The following is an 18,746-nucleotide window of genomic DNA, read 5'->3' on the forward strand; positions in this document are numbered from 1 at the left end:
CGGCGGCCGCGTTCGCGGCGGTCGACGGGGATCCGCCCGCCGCTGCAGCTGCGCCGGCAGCGGCTGCGGCCGCGGCGGTGGAGGCCTTCTGGTGGGCGTTCCAGGAGAGGCGGTTGGAGACGTAGTTCTCGGCCATGCGCTGCGCCCGCTCCCGGATGGGGTGGGCGCGGTCGGCGGACTTGCCGAGCCCGAGACGAGCGAGCCGTTCGGAGAGCTTCTCTCCAGCCTTCTTGGCCTTGAAGAAATTCCAGATGAGCGCGATCGCCATCACGAACACGATCGTGTTGATGACGATCATCTGCGCGAGCGTCGACAGCGGTGTGGATTCTGCGAGCGCCATCATCGTGCTGGTGGCGATGGACAGGAAGCCGGAGACCAGGACGATGCTGGCGCCGATGCCGAACAGGCCTGCGAGGATCCCCAGGGCTGAGCTCCACCATGCGCGGCGGGCGAATCCGGGGGCGATTGCGGCGTAGGTGGAGAACAGCCACTTGCCGGCGCTCCACAGCGTGTAGCCGGAGGCGATGACCAGCACCAGGCCGAGGACGATAGACAGGAAGTTCAGTGCGCTGGATCCTCCTGCAGCGATGCCGGCGGTGATGACGAACCCGATGTTGGTGTTGGATGCGTACTCCGCGGCCTCGGGGGCGCAGGGACGGATTGCGTCGCGGACGGCGGCGCCGTCTTCGAACGGCTTCGAGGCGATCATCGCGTCGTTGAACGCGGTGGCGCAGGAGCCTTCGAGCAACTGGCCGAACACGATCTCCTGGGCCGGGTAGCGCACCCAGGCGTCCATGACCTGACCGATGAGTGCTTCGGAGACGACCTCGCGTGCGGTGTCGGGGGAGGGCATTTTGTCGAGGAAGGATGCGTCGCCGCTGGAGATCGATGCGGCGATGGATCCGCCCCATGCCTGTGCGGTGCGCAGGCCGCCGTCGGGACCGGTGATCAGGCCGATCGGGTTTGCGAGGAGGGTGACGGCGAGGACGCTCGCGGCGACAGAGATGGCCATGTCCGTCATCCCGGCTGCGACGCGGCCGCGCATGATGGCGACGAAGCCGATGATCGCGGCGAGGGCGAGGCCGACGGGGATCCATCCGATCTGCGCGAGCAGGCCGGAGAGCATCTGGAAGATCGCTTCGATCGGCGGGGCGATCCAGTCGATCCATTCGAGGGTGACGATGAACTGCATGAACCACAGGCCCCAGCTGAGGCCGGTGAGGTTCGCGACCCAGATCGCGTCGACGGTCTGTGCCAGGAATGCCTTGATCGGGTCGAAGACTCCGCCACGATCCATCGGCAGCGACACGTACTGGGAGAGCGAGATCCCCGCGCTGTCTTTCGCATCGATCGGTGCGAGGAACGGCAGGGTCGCGCCGGCGTCGCCGTCGGCCGCATACGCGAGGATCACGTTGCCGCCGAGGATCGAGGTGAGAGTCCAGATGCCGACGAGGATCGCTACAGTGCGCAGCGGGTGGCGGCGGATCCACTTCCGCACACGGCGGATGCGGCGGCGTGCCCCCTCAGCGGTGCGAGCGATGGGTGCGATTGCGGTCATGAGGTCACCTGCTCTGCGGAGGGCTTGACGGTCTTCGGGGTGGAGAGCGTGGCTGCGGCGCGGTCTGGGCGTCGGGAAACGCGGGTGCGGATCTTCCCCATGCGGCCGCGTGCGTCGCGGAAGAGAGCTTCACCGCGGCGCTCGACCGGCACCTTGTTGTCGGCACCGAGCGGGGAGAGGCCCTCGGTGACGGTCTGCACGTTCGCCGGGATCTTGCTGAACCCCTTCTGGAACCACTCCAGGTTCGACTCCGCCGCCAGCGGGTCGGTCTGCCGGGTCAGGATGCGGTTCTTGATGAGTGAGCGCGTGACCTCGTCGCCGAAGTCGCGGGCATCCTGCGACGCCACGAGGACCGGGGCGCCGTGCTTGCGGCCGTCGCGGAGGAACCGGTTGATCTCTGCGAGCCCCTGGGGGCTGGCCGTGACGTGGGCGAGCTCGTCAGCGGCGAACACTGCGAGTTCGTTGGGGTCGCGGAAGCAGATCTCCCGAGCGATGCGGGTCAGCAGCGCGTACATCGCGTGTCCGAACAGCTTGTCCAGACCCAGCTGGTCGAACATCGCTGCGTTGTCGATCTCCTCCTTGGTGGGGAGAGCGACGCCGTGGGTGAGGAAGACGATTCCGCGGCTGGCGAGGTTCAGTGGAGGGAGATCGTTGTCGAAGAGGACGGCGCCGTACTCGGTGTCGGCATACAGGTTCATGAGGCCGGCGAGCTCGCGAGCTGTCTCGTCTTTCTGGCCGAGTTCGGTGAGGCGGGCGAGGAGTGCGTGGGCGTTGGTGAGCCCTGCGTTCTCTGCCTTGCGTTCGTTGAGGACGTCGGCGAGCATCACACCAGCTGCGGAGCGGGCCTTCACCCCGAGCAGGGCCGAGCAGAGCGTGAGCATCTGGCTGGCGCCTGCCTTGGCACCGAAGATGCGCAGCGGGTCGAGGGACCACTTCGGGTCGACGAGGTCAACGATGGTCGCCTGGGACGGGTCGATCGACTCGGCGAAGGTCCCGTACTCCTTGGCGTCGGTGCGGTCGATGACGATGAACCGTCCACCGCGATCGTGCACCGCGCCGAGGATGATTTTCATCGCGACGGACTTGCCGCCACCGGGCTCACCGGCGATGCCGATGGAACCGGAGACGTCACCGGTGATCTGGCCCCAGAGATCCAGAAGGCAGGGGAGCGGGACTCCCGTTGTCAGGTTGTCGGCGAAGAGCAGTCCGGATCCGTCGCCGAGATCCGTGGACGTCAGCGGCGCGAGGGACGCGAACTGGGTGCCTGTCGTCAGCTCTGCGAACTCCTTCACGATGCGCTCTGACGGGTGTCCGGGCCACATCGCCCACCAGAGCTTCTCCTGGCCGCCGATGGGGATGTCGAACTGGAACTCGAGGTTGTCGGAGAAGAACTTCTTGGTGAACTGGGCACGCTCGGTGGCCTCGTCGGCCGTGGCGCCGGCGACGGCGACGATGAAGGTCGCCTGGATCTCGACCTCGCGATCGGAGGCTCCAAGCGCCTGGTGCCACTCGCTGAGGTCGCGGGCGGTGATGTCGAGATCACCGCCGGAGCCGGTGATCGCTGCGGTGCCTTCCTGCTGATCCATCTGGTCGGTGAGGTTGATCTCTGCGCGGGCGTTGCGGCGCTTCGCGTCCCGGGCTCGCAGGCTCTGCACCCGGAAGACCCAGTCGGCGTTGACGCCGAGCTCGTCGAGTGCGCCGACCCAGTCGAGATCTTCATCCCATCCGCCCCGCGGGCTTCCGGCCAGCGCCATCAAGACCTGGTAGCTGGCGTCACCCGTGCGGGTGTCGGTGACCTTGAGGAAGCGGTTGGCGAGCGGGTTGACCTTGGTGAGCTTGCCCTTGGCGTCGGTCTGGCCGCCCTCGTCGAGGTGGGGCAGCGGGTAGGACTTCGGCGTGGTGGCATGCTGCAGGTGCTCATCGATCAGCACCTTGGTGGCGCCACGGGGAAGGTCGTCCGAGCGAGGTGCCGGCGCCGGGCTCTCGTACAGCCCGCGGGTCATCGCGTGGGTACCGATCCAGATCTGTTCGGCTGGGGTCGCACGCCGAGGGACGAACGAGCCGGGGATAGCTTCCTCGATGCGAGCAGCTGCTCGCATCGCCGAGGCGATCTCCTCGGTTGAGGGGGCGCGCAGCGGAAGCGCCACGGTCTCTCGGACGGAATGCTCCATCCAGCCGTAGACCATCCGGGCCTTGTCCTTGATGCTCCGGACCCGCAGCGGCACGGAGATCCAGTACTCGCGGCGCCCGTTGGGGCGCATGTCGAACTCATCCATGCTGAGGAGTACTTCCTCAGCCCACACGGGGTTCTCGCTGACGTCGACGCCGGCGAGCATCTTGTTGGCGATCTCCTCCGGGGAGATGATGCCGCCGAAGCCCATCAGCATGTACTCGCCGATCAGGCCCTGCGCCAACGCGCGGTGGATCTTGCGGCGGATGTCGTTGAGCTCGCTGCCGCCCAACCCCTTGGGGAGGCCGTCGAGTCGCCAGGTGGCCCACACGGTGCCCGTGCGCGTCCACTTGAGGTGGCCCATCATCGCGGTGTCAGGGATGCGCATGTCAGATCTCCTTGGTGCGTGCCTGCTCGAGCAGACGGTCAAGCCCCGACGCGAATCGGATCGGAGCTGCGGTGGTTGCGGCAACGGGGGTGAGGGGAAGTTCATCCACCGCGACCGTCTGCACGACGGGTTCCGGAACCGGCGCCGGGACCGCGGTAGGGACGGGGGCCTCGTCGACGGCGGGGGCGCCCGCGATCAGTACGGTCCCGGTGAGGCGATGGGGTGGCCGCAGCTTCATCGGCTGACCGTTCAGCGTGCCGGCGGAGGGGTTCGCGATCGCCCCCACCGTGTCGGCGGCGAGGTGATGAATCTTCCGTCGCGTCGAGGGAAGCTGACCCGCCAACCACAGGGCGGTGACGGCCATGCCCAGCAGCGCGACGATCCGGACGAGGGGGAACGTCCCGAACAGCGGCCCCCAGATGCTCATCGTGTTCCACCCGATGACGAGCACGACACCACCAGCGATGAACTGCGTGACCGAATAGGGCCCGCCGGGAAGACGGGTGTTACCCGCCTTCCCGATCATGATGGGGATGCGGCGGACGCTCGTGTAGAAGCGGCTTACGCGAGGCCGCTCGACATCGGGAGTACTCATGGGCTGGGCCTAGGAGAATTCGCCGCGGAATAGGTTGCCGACGAGCTGGAGGCCGCCGTTCAGCGCGAAGTACGCCAGGGCGGCGACGAACAGGCCGCCGAGGACTGCTCCGAGGCTGAATCCCTTCTTGAATGCGGCCACCAGGAACAGGACGACGATGACCGTAAGGCCTCCGTTGACGACGAGGGCGTACAGCTCGTTGTTGAATCCGTTGGCGGTCGTGATGATGCCGTCGGCGTGGACGATCAGCTGCGTGCTGACGTGGTTGAAACCGGCAGCGAGTGGCTGGATGAGGGTGTTCACTGGTCTTCTCCTTCGGTGGTGTCATCGGTCGATGACGGGGTGGGTGCGGGGGACTCATCGACCCGGGCGGTCGAAGAGGACTGTGAGGTGCTGAGGCTGGTGACTTCCCATCGGCCAGCACGGGCGGTCAGGTCGACGAAATACATCGCGGTGACCGTGCGGCCTTCGGCGGTCTGGAGAGTCACGAGAGCCTGCACGAGCGTCGTGTCTCCGTCGGCAGGAGTCGCGGAAGGCTGTTCCTCGGCGAAGAACGACACGGAGTTCAGAAGCGCGAACGGTGCCGGGGTGATTGCGGGGATGGAGACCCCCGGGGTGAGGTAGGAGCTCGTGCTGCCTTGGCCGATGAGGTATGCGGCCAGCATGAGCTGGATCGTCTCGACGGCGGGGGAGTCGGACGCGAGCTGCGTGTTCTGACCGAGCCCGGTCGCTCCCGCGGTTGCCTGGGGGCCGACGACGGGCGCTGGGTAGCCGACGGCGGTGAGACGGCCGGATGCGGTGTCGACGACAACCTCGTAGTAGCGGCGAACCCATGCCGGCTCTTCCTCGCCGGCCTGTTCCATGACGTCGCCGCCCACCATGACGGTCACGGTGGTGGCGTCGTCCGTGGGGGTGGTCTCCACGACGGCGAGGTTGCGGTACTCGAAGGGGATGTCGCCGAGTCCTGGGGGAGCGGTGGTGACGTAGGTCTCCAGCGCGGTGCTGTCCGTCTTGGTCGCGGACAGCCAGCTCCCCACGAACCCGATGGCGAACGACCCGGTGGCCTGCTGCAGCGGGGTGAGCTCGTTCGATTCGGCTGCAGCCGCGACAGGAGCGGAGCTCTGGCTGCGCGCAATCAACATGCCGAGAGCGACAGGCCCGCAGAGGATTGCGATGATGACGACCACGCCGGTGGCTCGCCGACCGAGGAGCGGGCCGTTTGTGAAGCCGGCGGACTCCACTGTCCCGTCGTCAACGGGTGGGGCGTCGGCCGCGGCGGAGGGCTTCTTCGCGAAGAGGTTCATGCTGCACCGTCCGAGGTGTGGGGGTTCTGGAGGTCGACGGGTCCAGTCGTCAGCCGCTGGTACGTGTTGACGGCCTGCTCGTACTGCGGCGACTGCAGGAACTCGAGGGTGCGTTGTTTCGTCGACGGGTCGAACAGTCGCTCGTGGAGATCGAGGGCGATGTCCTGGCCCTCGTCGAAGACCCCAAGCACTTCGGCTCCGTCACGCAGCTGCGCGAGGAGCTCCGGCCCTAGCCCGTCTTCGTGGCGGTCGCTCTGTGTTCCCATTTCGTCGCTTCTCCCCTGTCCTGGATCCCGGCGTGGACCCGCTCACCTATAAGGGGTGGGCAATAAAGGGCGAAGTCGACAAACTCGATCGATCTTTTTCAACTCGAACCGGATACACGCCAGAAACCGCGTGATTTCGCGGGAGCACGCACTCCAGACCGCGCCCGAATCACTCTCGCCAAGGCGGCGGATACACGCGGGGATACACACGCACTGAGGAACGTCGGAGCCGATCAGCTTCACGCACCCCTTGGGAGTTTCGATGTCCTCCGCCGTTCACACCGCCTCGCTCATGACCCGTCTCAACCACGACTGGGAGCACACGCAGGCCCCTCGCGAGTACCTCTTCGGCACTCTCGGCATCCGCGGATGCGGTGACCTCCTCGACGAGATCCGCCAGCTGCACCGGCTCGCTTCCAACAGGCGGGTCTCCTCAGATGAGCGAGAGAAGGCAGCAGTCCAGGAGGACGCCACTCTCTACGAGCTCATCACCCTCGCGCGGGGTGGAGATCGTCAGGCCGAACGTGTTCTCGTCCAGCTCCTCATCCCCGCCGCGCAGCGCATGGCGCACCGCGTCACGCGACTCGGTGACTTCGACCGCGCCGATCGTGTCGGCTACGCCATCGGCGCCGCATGGGAATCGATCCGCAGCTTCAAGCTCCACCTGCGTCGCCGCATCCACGCCAACCTGACCATGGGCATGCTCAGCATCCTCGCTCCGGAGAAGACCCAGAACGAGAAGCTGATCCACGACTGCACCGCCCCGGTCTCCGACGCCGTGCTCGAGGAAGAAGCCGGCGAGTGGCAGCATCCCAAGGCGCCGGTCGAGGTCCAGCTCGCTCAGCTCTTCACCTGGGCGATCGACACCGGTGTTCTGCAGCGCGACGAAGTGGCCCTGCTCTCCCGTTCCGCTCTCGGAGACGAGACCGCAGCGGAGATCGCTGACTCGCTCGGCCTCACCCGCGCATGCCTCCGCAAGCGCGTCGACCGGATCCGCGCACGCCTCAGTGCAGCTGCACGCGAGCAGTTCTGAGGGGCCTCTACTCGCCGTCAGAGAACGACTGCGACAACACCGTCAGGTGATCCGCGAGAACTGAGGGATTCACACTCCAGACCAGGCGGTTGAACCCCGCTCGGGCTCCGGCCCGGGTGGGGTCTTTCTGTTGTACGAGGATCCCGGCAGCGATGAGTGCTTCGGTGTGCGGGGCCAACGTGGCCCGACTGACCTTGAGCTCGGTCATCAGATCCTGTGCAGTGACCGGACCGCGCGCGGCTGCGCGGATGATCCCCACCCGTACAGAGGACAGGCCAAGTGCGCGCTGAACGTCAGCGATCGCCAACCCGTTCCTCTCAGACATGCCCCAATTGTGACATCCACGTAACGACCCGCGGCAAACACGTCAAGATCTGCGGCCACGGACGTCTCTGTCACTAGGGGCGGTTACCCTGATTACGGCATCAGGAAGGTGACTTATTCACCATTAGGCTTTCGAAAAGTCCGAAAGCCTGTATTCTTGAGACAACCACCGGGGGGTGGCTCCACAGCCAGGTTGAAGTTGTCGACTTCTCCCGTCGGAACCCACCCCTTGTAGGTAGAGGCCCACGGAAGGAAGACACGTGACGATCACGGAAGCGCAAGTCCCTGACACCGCGAAAGCTGCGCGCGGATCGAAGAGCAAGCCCAAGAAGGATGAAGCTGGCGTTGCTCCCGTTCGTACGCGGCGCCCTCCGATCTGGGGGTTCGCGGCCGCGGCCCTTCTGATCCTCAGCGTGATCGTCAGCGTGGTGATCTACACGAACGCCAGCAACGCCACACAGGTGTTCGTCGCGTCCGGGGACATCAAGCGAGGCTCTGTCATCGAACAGAGCGACCTCACCACTCTCTCGATCGCCGCGGGGCAGACCACTGCCGCTGTTCCCGTCTCCCAGGTCGACGAACTTCTCGGGACCATCGCCTCGGTCGACATTCCTGCCGGCGGACTGGTCACGAAGGACTCCACGACAAGCGCACTGGCCGTCCCTGACGGCAAGGCGTTGGTCGGAATGGTGCTGCAGCCCGGTCGCCTCCCATCCCAGCAGCTCGTCGCGGGGGACGAGGTGTTCCTCGTCCCGGTCCCTGCACAGGGTTCTATCGGCCCGATCGAAGTTGCTCAGGACAAGGCCATCGCGGCGACTATCTCTCAGGTGACCGTGGTTCCGAACACCAACGACGTCATCGTGGACGTCTATGTCCCCGCCCAGGTAGCCCCGACCGTGACCGCTCAGGCAGCTGCAGCGACCCTCGCCATCTACCTGGTCCCTGGAGGTAAGTGATGGCCGTCATCGCTCTTGCCAGTCTCGCGGGCTCGCCAGGCGTCACCACCGCCGCCGCCGCGCTGGCAGTGCACTGGCGTCGACCCGTCGTGCTTATCGAGGCGGACACCAGCGCAGCCTCAACGATGATGGCCGGGTTCTTCCGTGCCAACCTGCGCACCTCAGAAGGCGGCATCGAGAAGCTCGCCTACGCTCTCACGCGCGAGGTGCTCGAGCCCGAGGACATCCTCAACCCGGAGCTTGCCCTCGCGATCGCAGTGCACTCCCTCCCCCCGATTCCGTCGATGCCGATCCCATCGATCCCGGCGCAGCATCAGATGTGGGTCGTGCCCGGCTTCGTCAACCTCGGAGTCGTGGACGGCGTCCGCAGCCTGTGGACGAAACTGCCGCGCCTCTTCGCCGCGCTGGGCGAGGGGGGGATCGATGTCATCCTCGATCTCGGGCGCCTCCAGATCGACGATCCTCGCCTCCCGCTTCTCGACGCCGCAGACAAGGTGCTGATCTGCGCGTCCGCCTCGTCGATCGACCTCAACCGTGCATACCGCCGTCTCGCGCTGCCGGATCTCTCTCAGCGAGTGCGATCGATGTCGGGGGAGCGGTACTGGTCGCTGCTGACCGCTCCTGTTGCGACAGAACTGCCCGCCAGCGCATTCACAGACCACATCCTTCCGGTGGTCGCGACGCTCCCGCATGACCCCGAAGGCGCCGCCGTCTTCTCGCACGGCCGACCCGACAACAAGCCCACCCGGAACCGCTACCGCGGTGCCGTGCGCAGGGCGGCACAAGACCTAAGCGTGATGATCGAACCGACCGAGAACAGGAACGTCAGCTGATGCCCGATATCCCCGACGTCCAGATCACGACGCAGCCGTTCTTCGACGACATGCTCGGTGCTGCGGCTGCCGCCCCGCCCGCGGCGAATGACCGCGTCCGCGGAAACAGCCACCTGTTCAGTGCCGCCACCGGACAGCCCTCCCTGCATCTCGTCGGGGAGAACGAGTCCCCTGCGGCTGCCCCCGTGGTCGCCGATCCGACGGAATCGCTCAGGAACCGTCGCCGGCGTCCAGACCGCATCACCCCGGCTGGCTACCTCAACGTCGACTGGGACATCGTTCAGATGCTCACTAAGCAGCTCGAGGTGGACACCGAGTCGCAGGAACGAACCCGAGCGGACTTCGACGTCGTCGACGCATCGGCAGATCCGGAGACGGACGCCGAAGAGCGAACGATGGAAGAGATCGATCGGGTGATCGAACGGCACGTTGTCAGCATCGCTCAGCAGAGGGGGACCGACTTCGAGTGGTCTCCCCTGGAGAAGGCGCACTACGCGCAGGCGATCTTCGACCAGGCGCACCGGTACGGGCGTCTGCAGCAGTATCTTCGTGAGCCCGACGTCGAAGACATCTCCATCGTGGGACACGACAACGTCGTGGTCTGGAAGACCAACGGCCTCTGCGAACGCCGCCCCCCGATCGCGACGAACGACGATGAGCTGCAGCAGCTCATCGCTGACATCGCGTCATACCGCGGCCGCAGTTTCGCTCGCCCCGGCGGGAAGCTCAGCCTCGACATCGGTGGTGGGCGTGTCTCAGCGACGGGCCGCGGAATCACATCGGTCACCAACATGACAGTCCGTAAGCACGGCCTCGTCGACGTCGAGCTGGCGGATATGGTCAAGCGCGGCACGATCAACCTCGAGATGGCCGAATTCCTCACCGCCGCGTCAAACGCGAACCTTTGCGTCCTCGTTGCCGGATTCCCCGGAGCGGGCAAGACCACCTTCGTCCGAGCGATGCTGGCGAACATCCCTCCTCACGAGAAGATCAGCACCATCGAGACCGAGCGTGAGCTCTACCTCAACAAGCTGCCGCACCGGCACTGGCAGACCCAGGATCTGCAGTACGTTCCTCCGCAGTCCGCCGGCGCTGACAGCGAGGCGGGGACCAGCCTGCAGGAATGCCTCGACATGGCCCTTCGAGCGAAGTCTGAACGCATCGTGTTCGCCGAGATCCTCAACGATGAAGCCACCGTGGCGATGAAGGCGATGAAGGCCGGTAAGGGGTCCATGTCGACCATTCACGCGGTGAGTGCCGATGACGCGATCCATCGCTTCGCCGATGTCCTGATGAGTCAGCTCGGGCTCTCCGACGACACCGTGCCTCTTCGTCAGATCATGCGATCGATCCACCTCATCATCTACATCGACTTCGTCGAGAAGGCAGATGGGACGCGAGATCGCATCGTGACTGAGATCACCGAGGTGCGCGGCAATGACCGGCACGAGCCGATGGCAGCCCGTCTGTTCTACTTCGACCCTGACCTTCGCAGGTACACACAGCCTGAGAAACCCAGCGAGCAGCTCGACGCGCGTCTCCGGCGTGTGGGTTACGACTACACCGATCACTGGGCGAACTCATGAGTCTCCTCGCTGGGGTCGCCGGTGGCGGAGTCGCCCTCGGAATTCTGATGCTGATCATGTACTTCCGGCCCGGTCCGGAGAAGACAGTACGTCCGAACCGTGGCGCTCTGACACGACGGTGGCAACGAATCGACGCCTCCACAAAGCGCCGATTCGTGATCGGCCTGGTTATCGGCCTCGTCGTCGCTTTCGTGACCAGCTTCCCCGCCATGGTGCTCATCATCCCGATCGCTGTCGTCGGTCTCCCTGCCCTCCTCGGTAAGCCTTCGACGAAGGAGCGTGAGCTCCTCACCGGGTTGGAGATGTGGGCACGTTCGCTGGCCGGGACTTCCGACACCGGCGTCTTCACCCTGAAAGAGGTCATCGGCATCACTCGTGGGAGCGTGCCGGAGGTGCTGCAGAAGCCCGTCGATCGTCTCTACGCGCGGATGAGCACCACCTGGTCGACCACGGACGCTCTGTACGCCTTCGGAGACGAACTCGGCAACTCATACGCCGACGAGGTCGTGCTCTCCCTGATTCAGGCTGCGGAGTTCAATGCCGGTGGTCTCTCCACGGCACTCAATGGCATCGCCGACAGTCTCAGCGTCACAGCCAAGAACAGAATCGACACCGAGGTGGAGCGCGAAAAGCCCCGTGACACGCTGAAAATCATGACGGGCATCGTTGCCATCGTGCTTGTGCTGCTCGTCCTCGCCTCGGGCACCGACATGCTCTCGTTCTACCGGACACCCATCGGCACGATCGTGCTGGGCGTCGTCGTCGCGATCTTCATTGGATTGCTCGCTTGGGCCAAGGCCATGAATCGCCACGTCGAGGAACCCCGCATCCTCGCACCACGAGAAGGAGCGGAAGCATGAACCTGACGCTCAACGCCGTCCTCCCGGGCCTGCTCGTCGGGGGAGTGCTCGCAGGCCTGGTCCTGGTCTACGCGCCCCGGTCTGTTCGTGCGGGCGATGCGCTCAACCGTCTCGGAGAAGCGGCGATCACCGTTCCTGTCACGGCAGCACCCCTGTCCTCCTGGGACAGGGCAGGTAGCTGGCTCGCGCAGCATCTCCCCAACGTGAAGTTCATCGGGCCGCCTCTGCGGGATCTTGATCTCCTCGATATCCCCGTCTCGCGGTTCTATGCACGAAAGCTCCAGGGCGCACTCTTCGGTTTCGCGATCCCCGCGATCCTCTCGGCGCTGTTGGGGCTGATCACCGGGCAACCGTCCCTCGTCCCGCTGATTCTCAGCCCCGTCCTCGCCTTCGTGATGTGGATCTCGGTGGACTCGCAGATCGCTGCACGCGCGACGGCAGCGCGCCGCGAGTTCACACGGTTCGTCGGCGTCTACCTGCAGATGGTGGCGGTCGCGCTCCTGGGTAACACCACAGCGGACTCCGCGCTCTCCAGTGCCGCGTCGCTCTCCGATACCTGGGTGTTCCGTCGCATCCGTCGGGAGTACGCCGCGGCTGACCTGACCCGCACATCGAAGTGGGATGCGATCGAACGGTTGGGTACGCAGCTGGAGATCCCGTCACTGGTGGAGCTCGGCCGCACGATGCGCCTATCCGAAGCCCGAGTATCGCTCCGGGACCAGCTCATCGCGTCCGCCAACAAGCTGCGGACGGATGTCTCGGCCGCGGACACGAAAGCAGCGGAGAAGGTCACACGGGCCGCCACCGTTCCAGTGTTTCTCACGCTGTTCCCCATCGTCTTGCTTGCGACGCTGCCCTCGGCGTTCGCTCTCTTCAATCTCTGATCCGTCCGTTTAACTGAAAGGAAACACCATGAATGACATCCCCGCATGGGCCGTCTGGATCGTCGTCGGAGTCGCAGCTGCGATCGCTCTCGGCGCGGCCATCAACGCCTGGCTGATCCCGTACGTCCAGAGCATCCTTCCCTGATGAAGACCATGGGAGCCCGGTGGCAGCGTGGCCTTGAACGCGTGCGTTCACGGCTGCGAGGTGACGAGGGATGGGCCGGAACCGTGCTCATGTACCTCGGCGTCCTCTTCATGCTGTTCACCGGGTTCCAGGTCGCGTTCTGGTTCAACGGCTACACCGTCAGCCAGGGAGCCGCGCAAGCCGGGTACACCGTTGCGCGCTCGTACGAGTCGACCGCGGAGGCCGGCAAGGCATCCGCGATGCAGTTCCTCGAACGTCTCGATGGCGCCGTAACCAACCCCACCGTGACAGTGAACCGCACCCCCGACCAGGTGAGCATCACCGTCACCGGGACCATCGCTGTCATCCTGCCCGGCCTCGAGGGCGTGCTACCCCAGGTGAGCTACACGCTCACCGGACCCGTGGAGAGGTGGGTGCCGGCACCATGAAATTCATCCGCAGGATCATCCGCAACGAAGACGGTGGCGCCGAAGACCTCCCGGGCTACACGCTCCTCACCCTCATCGCCATCGGCTGCATCGGCATCATCGCCCTCTTCGGTCGCTTCACCATGGCTGACAACACCGTCCAAGCAGCTGCATACGCCGCCGCGCGCGACGCCTCGCTCTCACGCGCTGGAGACGCGGTTCCTCACGCCATCTCCGCCGCCCAACTCGCACTCCGCGACAACGTCAACTGCGCCAGCCTGAACGTAACCATCTCCGGCAACGGCCTCACCACGGGGCTGGGCGAGGCCGGGACGGTCTCCGCGACCGTCGTGTGCACGATCACCGCGAGTGAGCTCGTCTTCCCCGGGTGGAACGGGATCCAGACGACCTTCACCGTCACCAAGACCGCATTCAGTCCCGTCGATCCCTACAGGGAGAGGTGAGCCATGAAATTCCTACCCATGTATGCCGTAGGCCTCCTGATTCTTCTCGGGCTCTGCACTGGCCTCGTCGTCGACGGCGGGGGCCAAGTCCAGACGCTCCAGCAGGCCATGACCATTGCCCAATCGGCCGCCCGAGCGGGCACCAACGCCGCCACCGGCAGCAGCGTCAACGGCGACGCATTCGATCTCTCCTCCCAGATGGCAGCGACAGCAGCACAGAACTACCTCGCCGCTGCGGACGTCGGCGGCAGGGTCGTCGTGGCGGGGGATACCGTCACGGTCACCGTCGAGATGGCGTACACGCCTCGTATCCTCGGAAGCTACGGGCTTCCACCCATCCCCGTTGAAGCAACCGGCTCCGCCCGACTGATCGGAAACTGAGAATCATGAATCGCCGCACAGCAACCGCCATTGCCGGAGTCCTCGCCGTCACCGCGATGATGCTCACGGCATGCACGCCCACCGCAGAGCCGACGCCGACCAAGAAGCCCACGGCGAGCGCAACGCCCACGCCTGAGCCGACTGGAGCTCCGACGCAGGCTCCTGTCGCCGCGCCGAAGGACGAGTCTGAGGCCGTCGCGGCAGCGAACACCGCATACGTGGCCTTCCAACAGGCTCAGTTCGACTTCATGGCTGACCCGGAGCTGGGTCCGGACTACCTCGAGAACTTCGTGTGGCCAGGAACCCGCATGGCGACGATCATGCAGGACACCTACAACAACAAGGTCGAGAAGAAGACCTCCGTTGAGGGGGAGCCTTCGACGTGGCAGCCCAACCAGGCGCTGTCGTACGTTGCCCCGCTCACTAACCAGAGCAATGGAGAGGTCGACCCGCTGGGAGCGGTGAACCTCTTCGGTTGCAGCGACAACACCGGCACAACCTTCCTGGTGGATGGTGTCGAGAACACGGATATTCCGAAGGGCAGCTTTCCTTACCAGGTTGAGCTGCTCTACAGCCCTGAGTACCAGGGATGGTTCGTCTCGAACTCGACTGAGATGACGGGGATGGAAGGGGCTCCGCTGTGTTGAAGACATGGCTGCGCCGTAGCGCAGCAGTACTGGTGAGCTTCGCCGCTGTGATCGCGGTTTCCGTTTCGTTCTCGGTTCCCGCTGCAGCGGCGAACAACTGCCACACCAACTCGCAGGGCCAGGTTGTGTGTGATGTTGAGGTGGAGGTTCCGGGGAACCCTGGAGGGGGAACCCCTGGAACTGGCCCGGCGGACTTTACGCCGGGGCCGACGACATGCACGTACACGCCGAAGGACGGTGAGCCTCGGGAGGTTCCCTGCTCGTCGAATGGTGGCTGGTGGGCGAATGACCTGCAGTGCTACTGGACGCTCGACGACCCGCAGCGGCCCGCTCCTCCGGGGCGAGACGCCAGTGTGGGCGCGTGGTACTCCTGCCTCACGATCGATCCGCCGGACTGCGGTGGGCGGCTTTGCTACGGCACCAGTGTGTGGCGTGAGACGCCCCCGCCCGGCGTGAATCGGTACACGCCGGCGCAGGCCGCTGGGATGCTGGCGCGCACGTTCGTGCTCAAGCCCATCGACATCGGGATGGCTCCCGAGTTGAAGGTTCACAGCGATGACCCTGCAGGGACGGCGCCCTACCGCCGCACCTGGGTCGGCATCCCGGTCTGGTTGTGGGTCGACCAGCCGACAGAGAGCACGTGGGGTCCGGTCACTCGTACCGCCACGTACGGCGGTGTGACTGTCACGGGCACTGCGAGCGTGCAGTCGCTCGGGTGGAGCTCTGGCGACGGTCAGGTGATCGGTTGTGGAGCGGGTACGCCGTTCAACGCCGCAGCGATGGCCAACCAGGCTGCGGTGGACTCGCCGACCTGTGGATTCCGGTATCAGAAGACCTCCGGGTCGGGTACGTTCACGCTCTCCGCCACGACAAACTGGTCCGTAGCCTGGACCGGTGGTGGGCAGTCCGGGAACATCGCGATGCCGACCACAACGGCGTCGACGACAGTGCGCGTGGGCGAGCTGCAGTCGGTGAACGTGTCGCAGGACGGCGATACATTCACCGGGTAACTCCGGAAAGGTTTTGACGATGAAGAAGCTCTTCGCAGGACTCGGCGCCTTGGTCGTCATGGGCGGCATCCTCATCGGGATCCCCGTCGCTTTGGTCATGCTCGCAGGGAACCCGTTCCCGACAGCTGAGCAGATCAACGCGATCATCTCGATGAGGCCCGACTACGGCAACGTCATCCTCTTCACCAAGATCCTCCCGCTGCTGTGCTGGGTGGTCTGGGCGGCGTTCGCTGGTCCGTTCTTCGTGGAGCTCGGCGCCGCGATCAGTGGCCGCCCGACCCGCAAGAAGACGGCAGCGTTCAGAGGCCAGCAGAAGCTGGCCGCGACGATGATCGCTGCCGTCGGTCTCATGTTCGCGGGTTCGACGGTGATGGCTGCAGCTCCTGCGCAGGCCAGCACGTCGGATGCTCCGGCAGCGTCCTCGAGCGCAGTCTCGATGGACGCCAACCAGCTGGGCGTGACCGTGGCTTCCCACATCGGTCAGACGATGACTGCGCCAGCTGAGGCACCGGTGCAGCAGGTTGTCGTCCACGACGTGGTCGAGGGCGACACCCTTTGGGATCTCGCTGAGACGTACTACGGCCAGGGCGATCGATTCGTGGAGATCTTCAACGCGAACCTTGCGCCTCAAGCGGACGGCTCGTCGTTGACTGACCCGGATCTGATTCTCCCCGGATGGAAGATGACCATCCCCGGCGTCTACTCGACGGCACCGGCCGTTGAGGCCCCTGTTGCACCCGCTCCCACCCCCTCACCCGACGAGTCTGCCGACTCTGTCGACCAGGCCCCTGTTGTCGACGACGTCGACGCCGGCGGCGGTGCGGGAGGCGCAGGGGGCGGCGGTGCCGGCACCGTCGAAACGCGAGAGCTTGGGCAGAGCGTCGACCGCCCTGCAGTCGAGGTCGCCCCCGACGCTGAGGCCTCCACGGAGATCGATGCGTCCATTCCGCTGATGACAGTGGGCGGTATCGCGGGACTTCTGGCCACGGGCCTTCTCGTCGCACTCGGAACCCGCCGACTCCGCCAGCGCCGTCGCCGCGCAGTGGGCGAGCGCATCGCGCTTCCCGAGCCCGCCGCCGCAGATCTCGAACTCGAGATGAACGTCGTGGAGAACCCCATCGCCGTCGAAGACGTCGACAACGCGCTCCGCACGCTGCAGGCGTGGGCCGAGGACAACGGTGAGCAGCTGCCCGAGCTGCTCGCTGTCCGCGTCGCCAACGACGAAGTGGCCCTGTACCTGGCCGCTCCCGCGCAGCTGCCGGCGCCTTTCGAATCTCAGTCCGATGATGGGATGGCATGGGTCGTGCGCCCCGGCATGGCGACAGCCCCGGAGCGCCCCACGGTGTCTCCGTACCCCGCTCTGGCGACCATCGGGACGGACGTCAACGGCGGATTCCTTCTGCTCGACCTCGAGCAGATCGGATCCCTGAACGTCGTTGGTGACCAGGAGACGGCACGAGGAGTGCTCAACGCTCTCGCTTGCGAGTTCGCGACGAATCCCTGGTCCGAACAGATCCACGTCACCCTGGTCGGCATGGAGGACAGCTTCGCCCGTGATCTCGACAGGATCCGGATCCACCAGGTCGAGGATGTGCCCGCGCTCGTCCGAAACCTGCGAGCAGACCTTGAGGATCGCCGCTCCGCCCTGGACTCCTATGGGGTCGGGGGAGTGCTGGAGGCGCGCACCCAGGCCACGGAGATGGAATCCTGGGCGCCCCACATCGTCATCCTCGCGAAGACCCCTGAGGGGCATCTGCGGGACGAGCTCGCGGAGCTGGTCGCACGGATGCCGCGACTGGGTATCGCGACCATCTCGAACGGGGATGCTCTGGTCGCGGGAGCAACGGTCGAGGTCACCTCACGCGACCAGGCCGAATACCGCAGCGGCGGCGCGATGCCACCGCTTCCCTTCCGCCCGCAGGTTCTCGCTGGTGAAGAACTCGAGCTGGTCCAGTCTCTGTTCGCCACGACCACCCTGGCGTCTCACCCGGCCGTCCTCGAGGAAGAACACCCGGCCCCGGCCGCGCCCGAACCTGTCGCGGCGGATCTCGCCGACGCCGATGGGGCCGACGAGATCCCGACCGTCGTGTCCACCGAGGACGCGGCGGAGCAGGCGACCGCACAGCACGAGACGCCCGAGGAGGCGCAGCCCCTCGAAGAGGCTGCTTCGGCTTCGATGAACGTTCCTGACTGGCCGGCGCCGTACATTCGGCTTCTCGGTCCCGTCGACGCGCTCAACATCGCTGACGCCGACGCCATGCCAGGCCGAGGAGTCGAGTTCCTCGCCTTCCTTCTGCTGCAGAACGGTGGCGCCCCGGGCGCGCTGGTGCAGAAGAACCTCTGGCCCGACAAGCTCGACCCGAAGAACAACAACGCCCGCCAGCTCGCCAAGCAGATCCGTCAGGCCCTCGGCCACGACCCGGACGGATACCCGCTGCTCCCCGAGGGCCGCAGCAACGCCGGCTTCACTGCCCACCCGATGATCCGCACCGACTGGCACGACTTCTGCGACCTCATCGGACCCGACCTCAAGACCACGAGCAACGAGAACCTGGTCCAGGCGATCAAGCTCGTCCGCGGCGAGCCCTTCGCAGGCACCTCCCGCCGCCGCGGCTGGTGGGGCTGGCGAGGACCGATCGAAGAAACCATGCTCGCTGCGATCATGGACGCCGCTGACGAGCTCGCGCACCGCGCACTGCAGGTCGGAGACCACACGCAGGCACGATTCGCTGCTCGCATCGCCCAGGCCACCGATCCGCTGAACGAGGCAGGCTGGCGGCTGGAGATCGAAGCCGCCATGAAGGCCGGCGACGTCGACGCGTTCAACCGCGTCGTCGACGAGATGATCGACCGCGTTGGTGAAGACGTCGAACTCGACGAGGCCACACAGCGGCTCATCGACGACGCCCACGCCCAGATGCCCGGCCTCAGCTGA

At 65.8% G+C, this 18,746-nt stretch carries 19 protein-coding genes; 12 read left to right on the forward strand and 7 right to left on the reverse strand.

The window, feature by feature from the left end; all coding sequences use genetic code 11:
* From L978_RS04110 to L978_RS04135, 6 genes are all read right to left on the reverse strand, one after another.
* The coding region (locus L978_RS04110; RefSeq protein WP_047520587.1) for a hypothetical protein at positions 1–1,558 on the reverse strand (1,558 nt) is incomplete at its 3' end.
* Entirely contained in the window at positions 1,555–4,116 is a 2,562-nt protein-coding gene (locus L978_RS19110) for an ATP-binding protein (protein ID WP_047520589.1), read from the reverse strand. The genes L978_RS04110 and L978_RS19110, both read right to left, overlap by 4 nt.
* Position 4,117: 1 nt before the next feature.
* A complete protein-coding gene (locus L978_RS18220; RefSeq protein WP_156118218.1) occupies positions 4,118–4,711 on the reverse strand; it encodes a hypothetical protein in 594 nt (197 codons plus the stop codon).
* Between the two features lie 9 nt (positions 4,712–4,720).
* Positions 4,721–5,014, reverse strand: coding sequence for a hypothetical protein (locus tag L978_RS04125; protein WP_047520593.1), 294 nt, complete (start codon positions 5,012–5,014; stop codon positions 4,721–4,723).
* Positions 5,011–6,015 (reverse strand): conjugal transfer protein, encoded by a 1,005-nt coding sequence (locus L978_RS04130; protein WP_047520595.1) that lies wholly within the window; start codon positions 6,013–6,015, stop codon positions 5,011–5,013. The genes L978_RS04125 and L978_RS04130 overlap by 4 nt, the downstream gene beginning before the upstream one ends.
* The gene (locus L978_RS04135) at positions 6,012–6,281 is read right to left on the reverse strand and encodes a hypothetical protein (RefSeq protein ID WP_047520597.1); all 270 of its coding nucleotides are present in this window, start codon (positions 6,279–6,281) and stop codon (positions 6,012–6,014) included. Before L978_RS04135 ends, L978_RS04130 begins: the two co-directional genes overlap by 4 nt.
* Before the next feature lie 262 nt (positions 6,282–6,543).
* On the opposite strand from L978_RS04135, the gene L978_RS04140 reads away from it, so the two are divergent.
* Positions 6,544–7,314 carry a hypothetical protein gene (locus tag L978_RS04140; protein ID WP_047520599.1) on the forward strand — a complete coding sequence of 257 codons (771 nt, stop codon included), beginning with the start codon at positions 6,544–6,546 and terminating at the stop codon, positions 7,312–7,314.
* Positions 7,315–7,321: 7 nt separating this feature from the next.
* Here L978_RS04140 and L978_RS04145 read toward each other — a convergent pair whose 3' ends face one another.
* Complete coding sequence (locus L978_RS04145) at positions 7,322–7,639, reverse strand: winged helix-turn-helix domain-containing protein (RefSeq protein WP_047520600.1); 318 nt, start codon at positions 7,637–7,639, stop codon at positions 7,322–7,324.
* Positions 7,640–7,898: 259 nt separating this feature from the next.
* Between L978_RS04145 and L978_RS04150 the strand changes: the two genes are divergently transcribed.
* The 11 genes from L978_RS04150 (at position 7,899) to L978_RS04200 (ending at position 18,746) form a co-directional block, all read left to right on the forward strand.
* Positions 7,899–8,594 (forward strand): SAF domain-containing protein, encoded by a 696-nt coding sequence (locus tag L978_RS04150; RefSeq protein ID WP_047520602.1) that lies wholly within the window; start codon positions 7,899–7,901, stop codon positions 8,592–8,594.
* Positions 8,594–9,427, forward strand: a complete 834-nt coding sequence (locus L978_RS04155) for a hypothetical protein (RefSeq protein WP_047520604.1) — start codon at positions 8,594–8,596, stop codon at positions 9,425–9,427. The genes L978_RS04150 and L978_RS04155 overlap by 1 nt, the downstream gene beginning before the upstream one ends.
* Positions 9,427–11,013, forward strand: coding sequence for an ATPase, T2SS/T4P/T4SS family (locus L978_RS04160; protein WP_047520606.1), 1,587 nt, complete (start codon positions 9,427–9,429; stop codon positions 11,011–11,013). Before L978_RS04155 ends, L978_RS04160 begins: the two co-directional genes overlap by 1 nt.
* On the forward strand, positions 11,010–11,873 hold the full coding sequence (locus L978_RS04165) for a type II secretion system F family protein (RefSeq protein ID WP_047520608.1): 864 nt from the start codon (positions 11,010–11,012) through the stop codon (positions 11,871–11,873). The genes L978_RS04160 and L978_RS04165 overlap by 4 nt, the downstream gene beginning before the upstream one ends.
* Complete coding sequence (locus L978_RS04170; RefSeq protein ID WP_047520610.1) at positions 11,870–12,757, forward strand: hypothetical protein; 888 nt, start codon at positions 11,870–11,872, stop codon at positions 12,755–12,757. The genes L978_RS04165 and L978_RS04170 overlap by 4 nt, the downstream gene beginning before the upstream one ends.
* A 144-nt stretch (positions 12,758–12,901) precedes the next feature.
* Positions 12,902–13,330 (forward strand): hypothetical protein, encoded by a 429-nt coding sequence (locus L978_RS04175; protein WP_105527949.1) that lies wholly within the window; start codon positions 12,902–12,904, stop codon positions 13,328–13,330.
* A complete protein-coding gene (locus L978_RS04180) occupies positions 13,327–13,773 on the forward strand; it encodes a hypothetical protein (protein ID WP_047520675.1) in 447 nt (148 codons plus the stop codon). The genes L978_RS04175 and L978_RS04180 overlap by 4 nt, the downstream gene beginning before the upstream one ends.
* A gap of 3 nt (positions 13,774–13,776) precedes the next feature.
* A complete protein-coding gene (locus tag L978_RS04185) occupies positions 13,777–14,154 on the forward strand; it encodes a pilus assembly protein TadG-related protein (protein ID WP_052193314.1) in 378 nt (125 codons plus the stop codon).
* 5 nt (positions 14,155–14,159) lie between these two features.
* On the forward strand, positions 14,160–14,801 hold the full coding sequence (locus L978_RS18225) for a hypothetical protein (RefSeq protein ID WP_052193315.1): 642 nt from the start codon (positions 14,160–14,162) through the stop codon (positions 14,799–14,801).
* A 485-nt stretch (positions 14,802–15,286) separates the two neighbouring features.
* A complete protein-coding gene (locus L978_RS04195; protein ID WP_047520614.1) occupies positions 15,287–15,811 on the forward strand; it encodes a hypothetical protein in 525 nt (174 codons plus the stop codon).
* A gap of 19 nt (positions 15,812–15,830) precedes the next feature.
* Positions 15,831–18,746: a LysM peptidoglycan-binding domain-containing protein gene (locus L978_RS04200; RefSeq protein ID WP_047520615.1), complete on the forward strand. Its 2,916-nt coding sequence runs from the start codon at positions 15,831–15,833 to the stop codon at positions 18,744–18,746.

The sequence above is a fragment of the Microbacterium sp. ZOR0019 genome (assembly GCF_000800925.1).
Taxonomy (GTDB): domain Bacteria; phylum Actinomycetota; class Actinomycetes; order Actinomycetales; family Microbacteriaceae; genus Microbacterium; species Microbacterium aurugineum.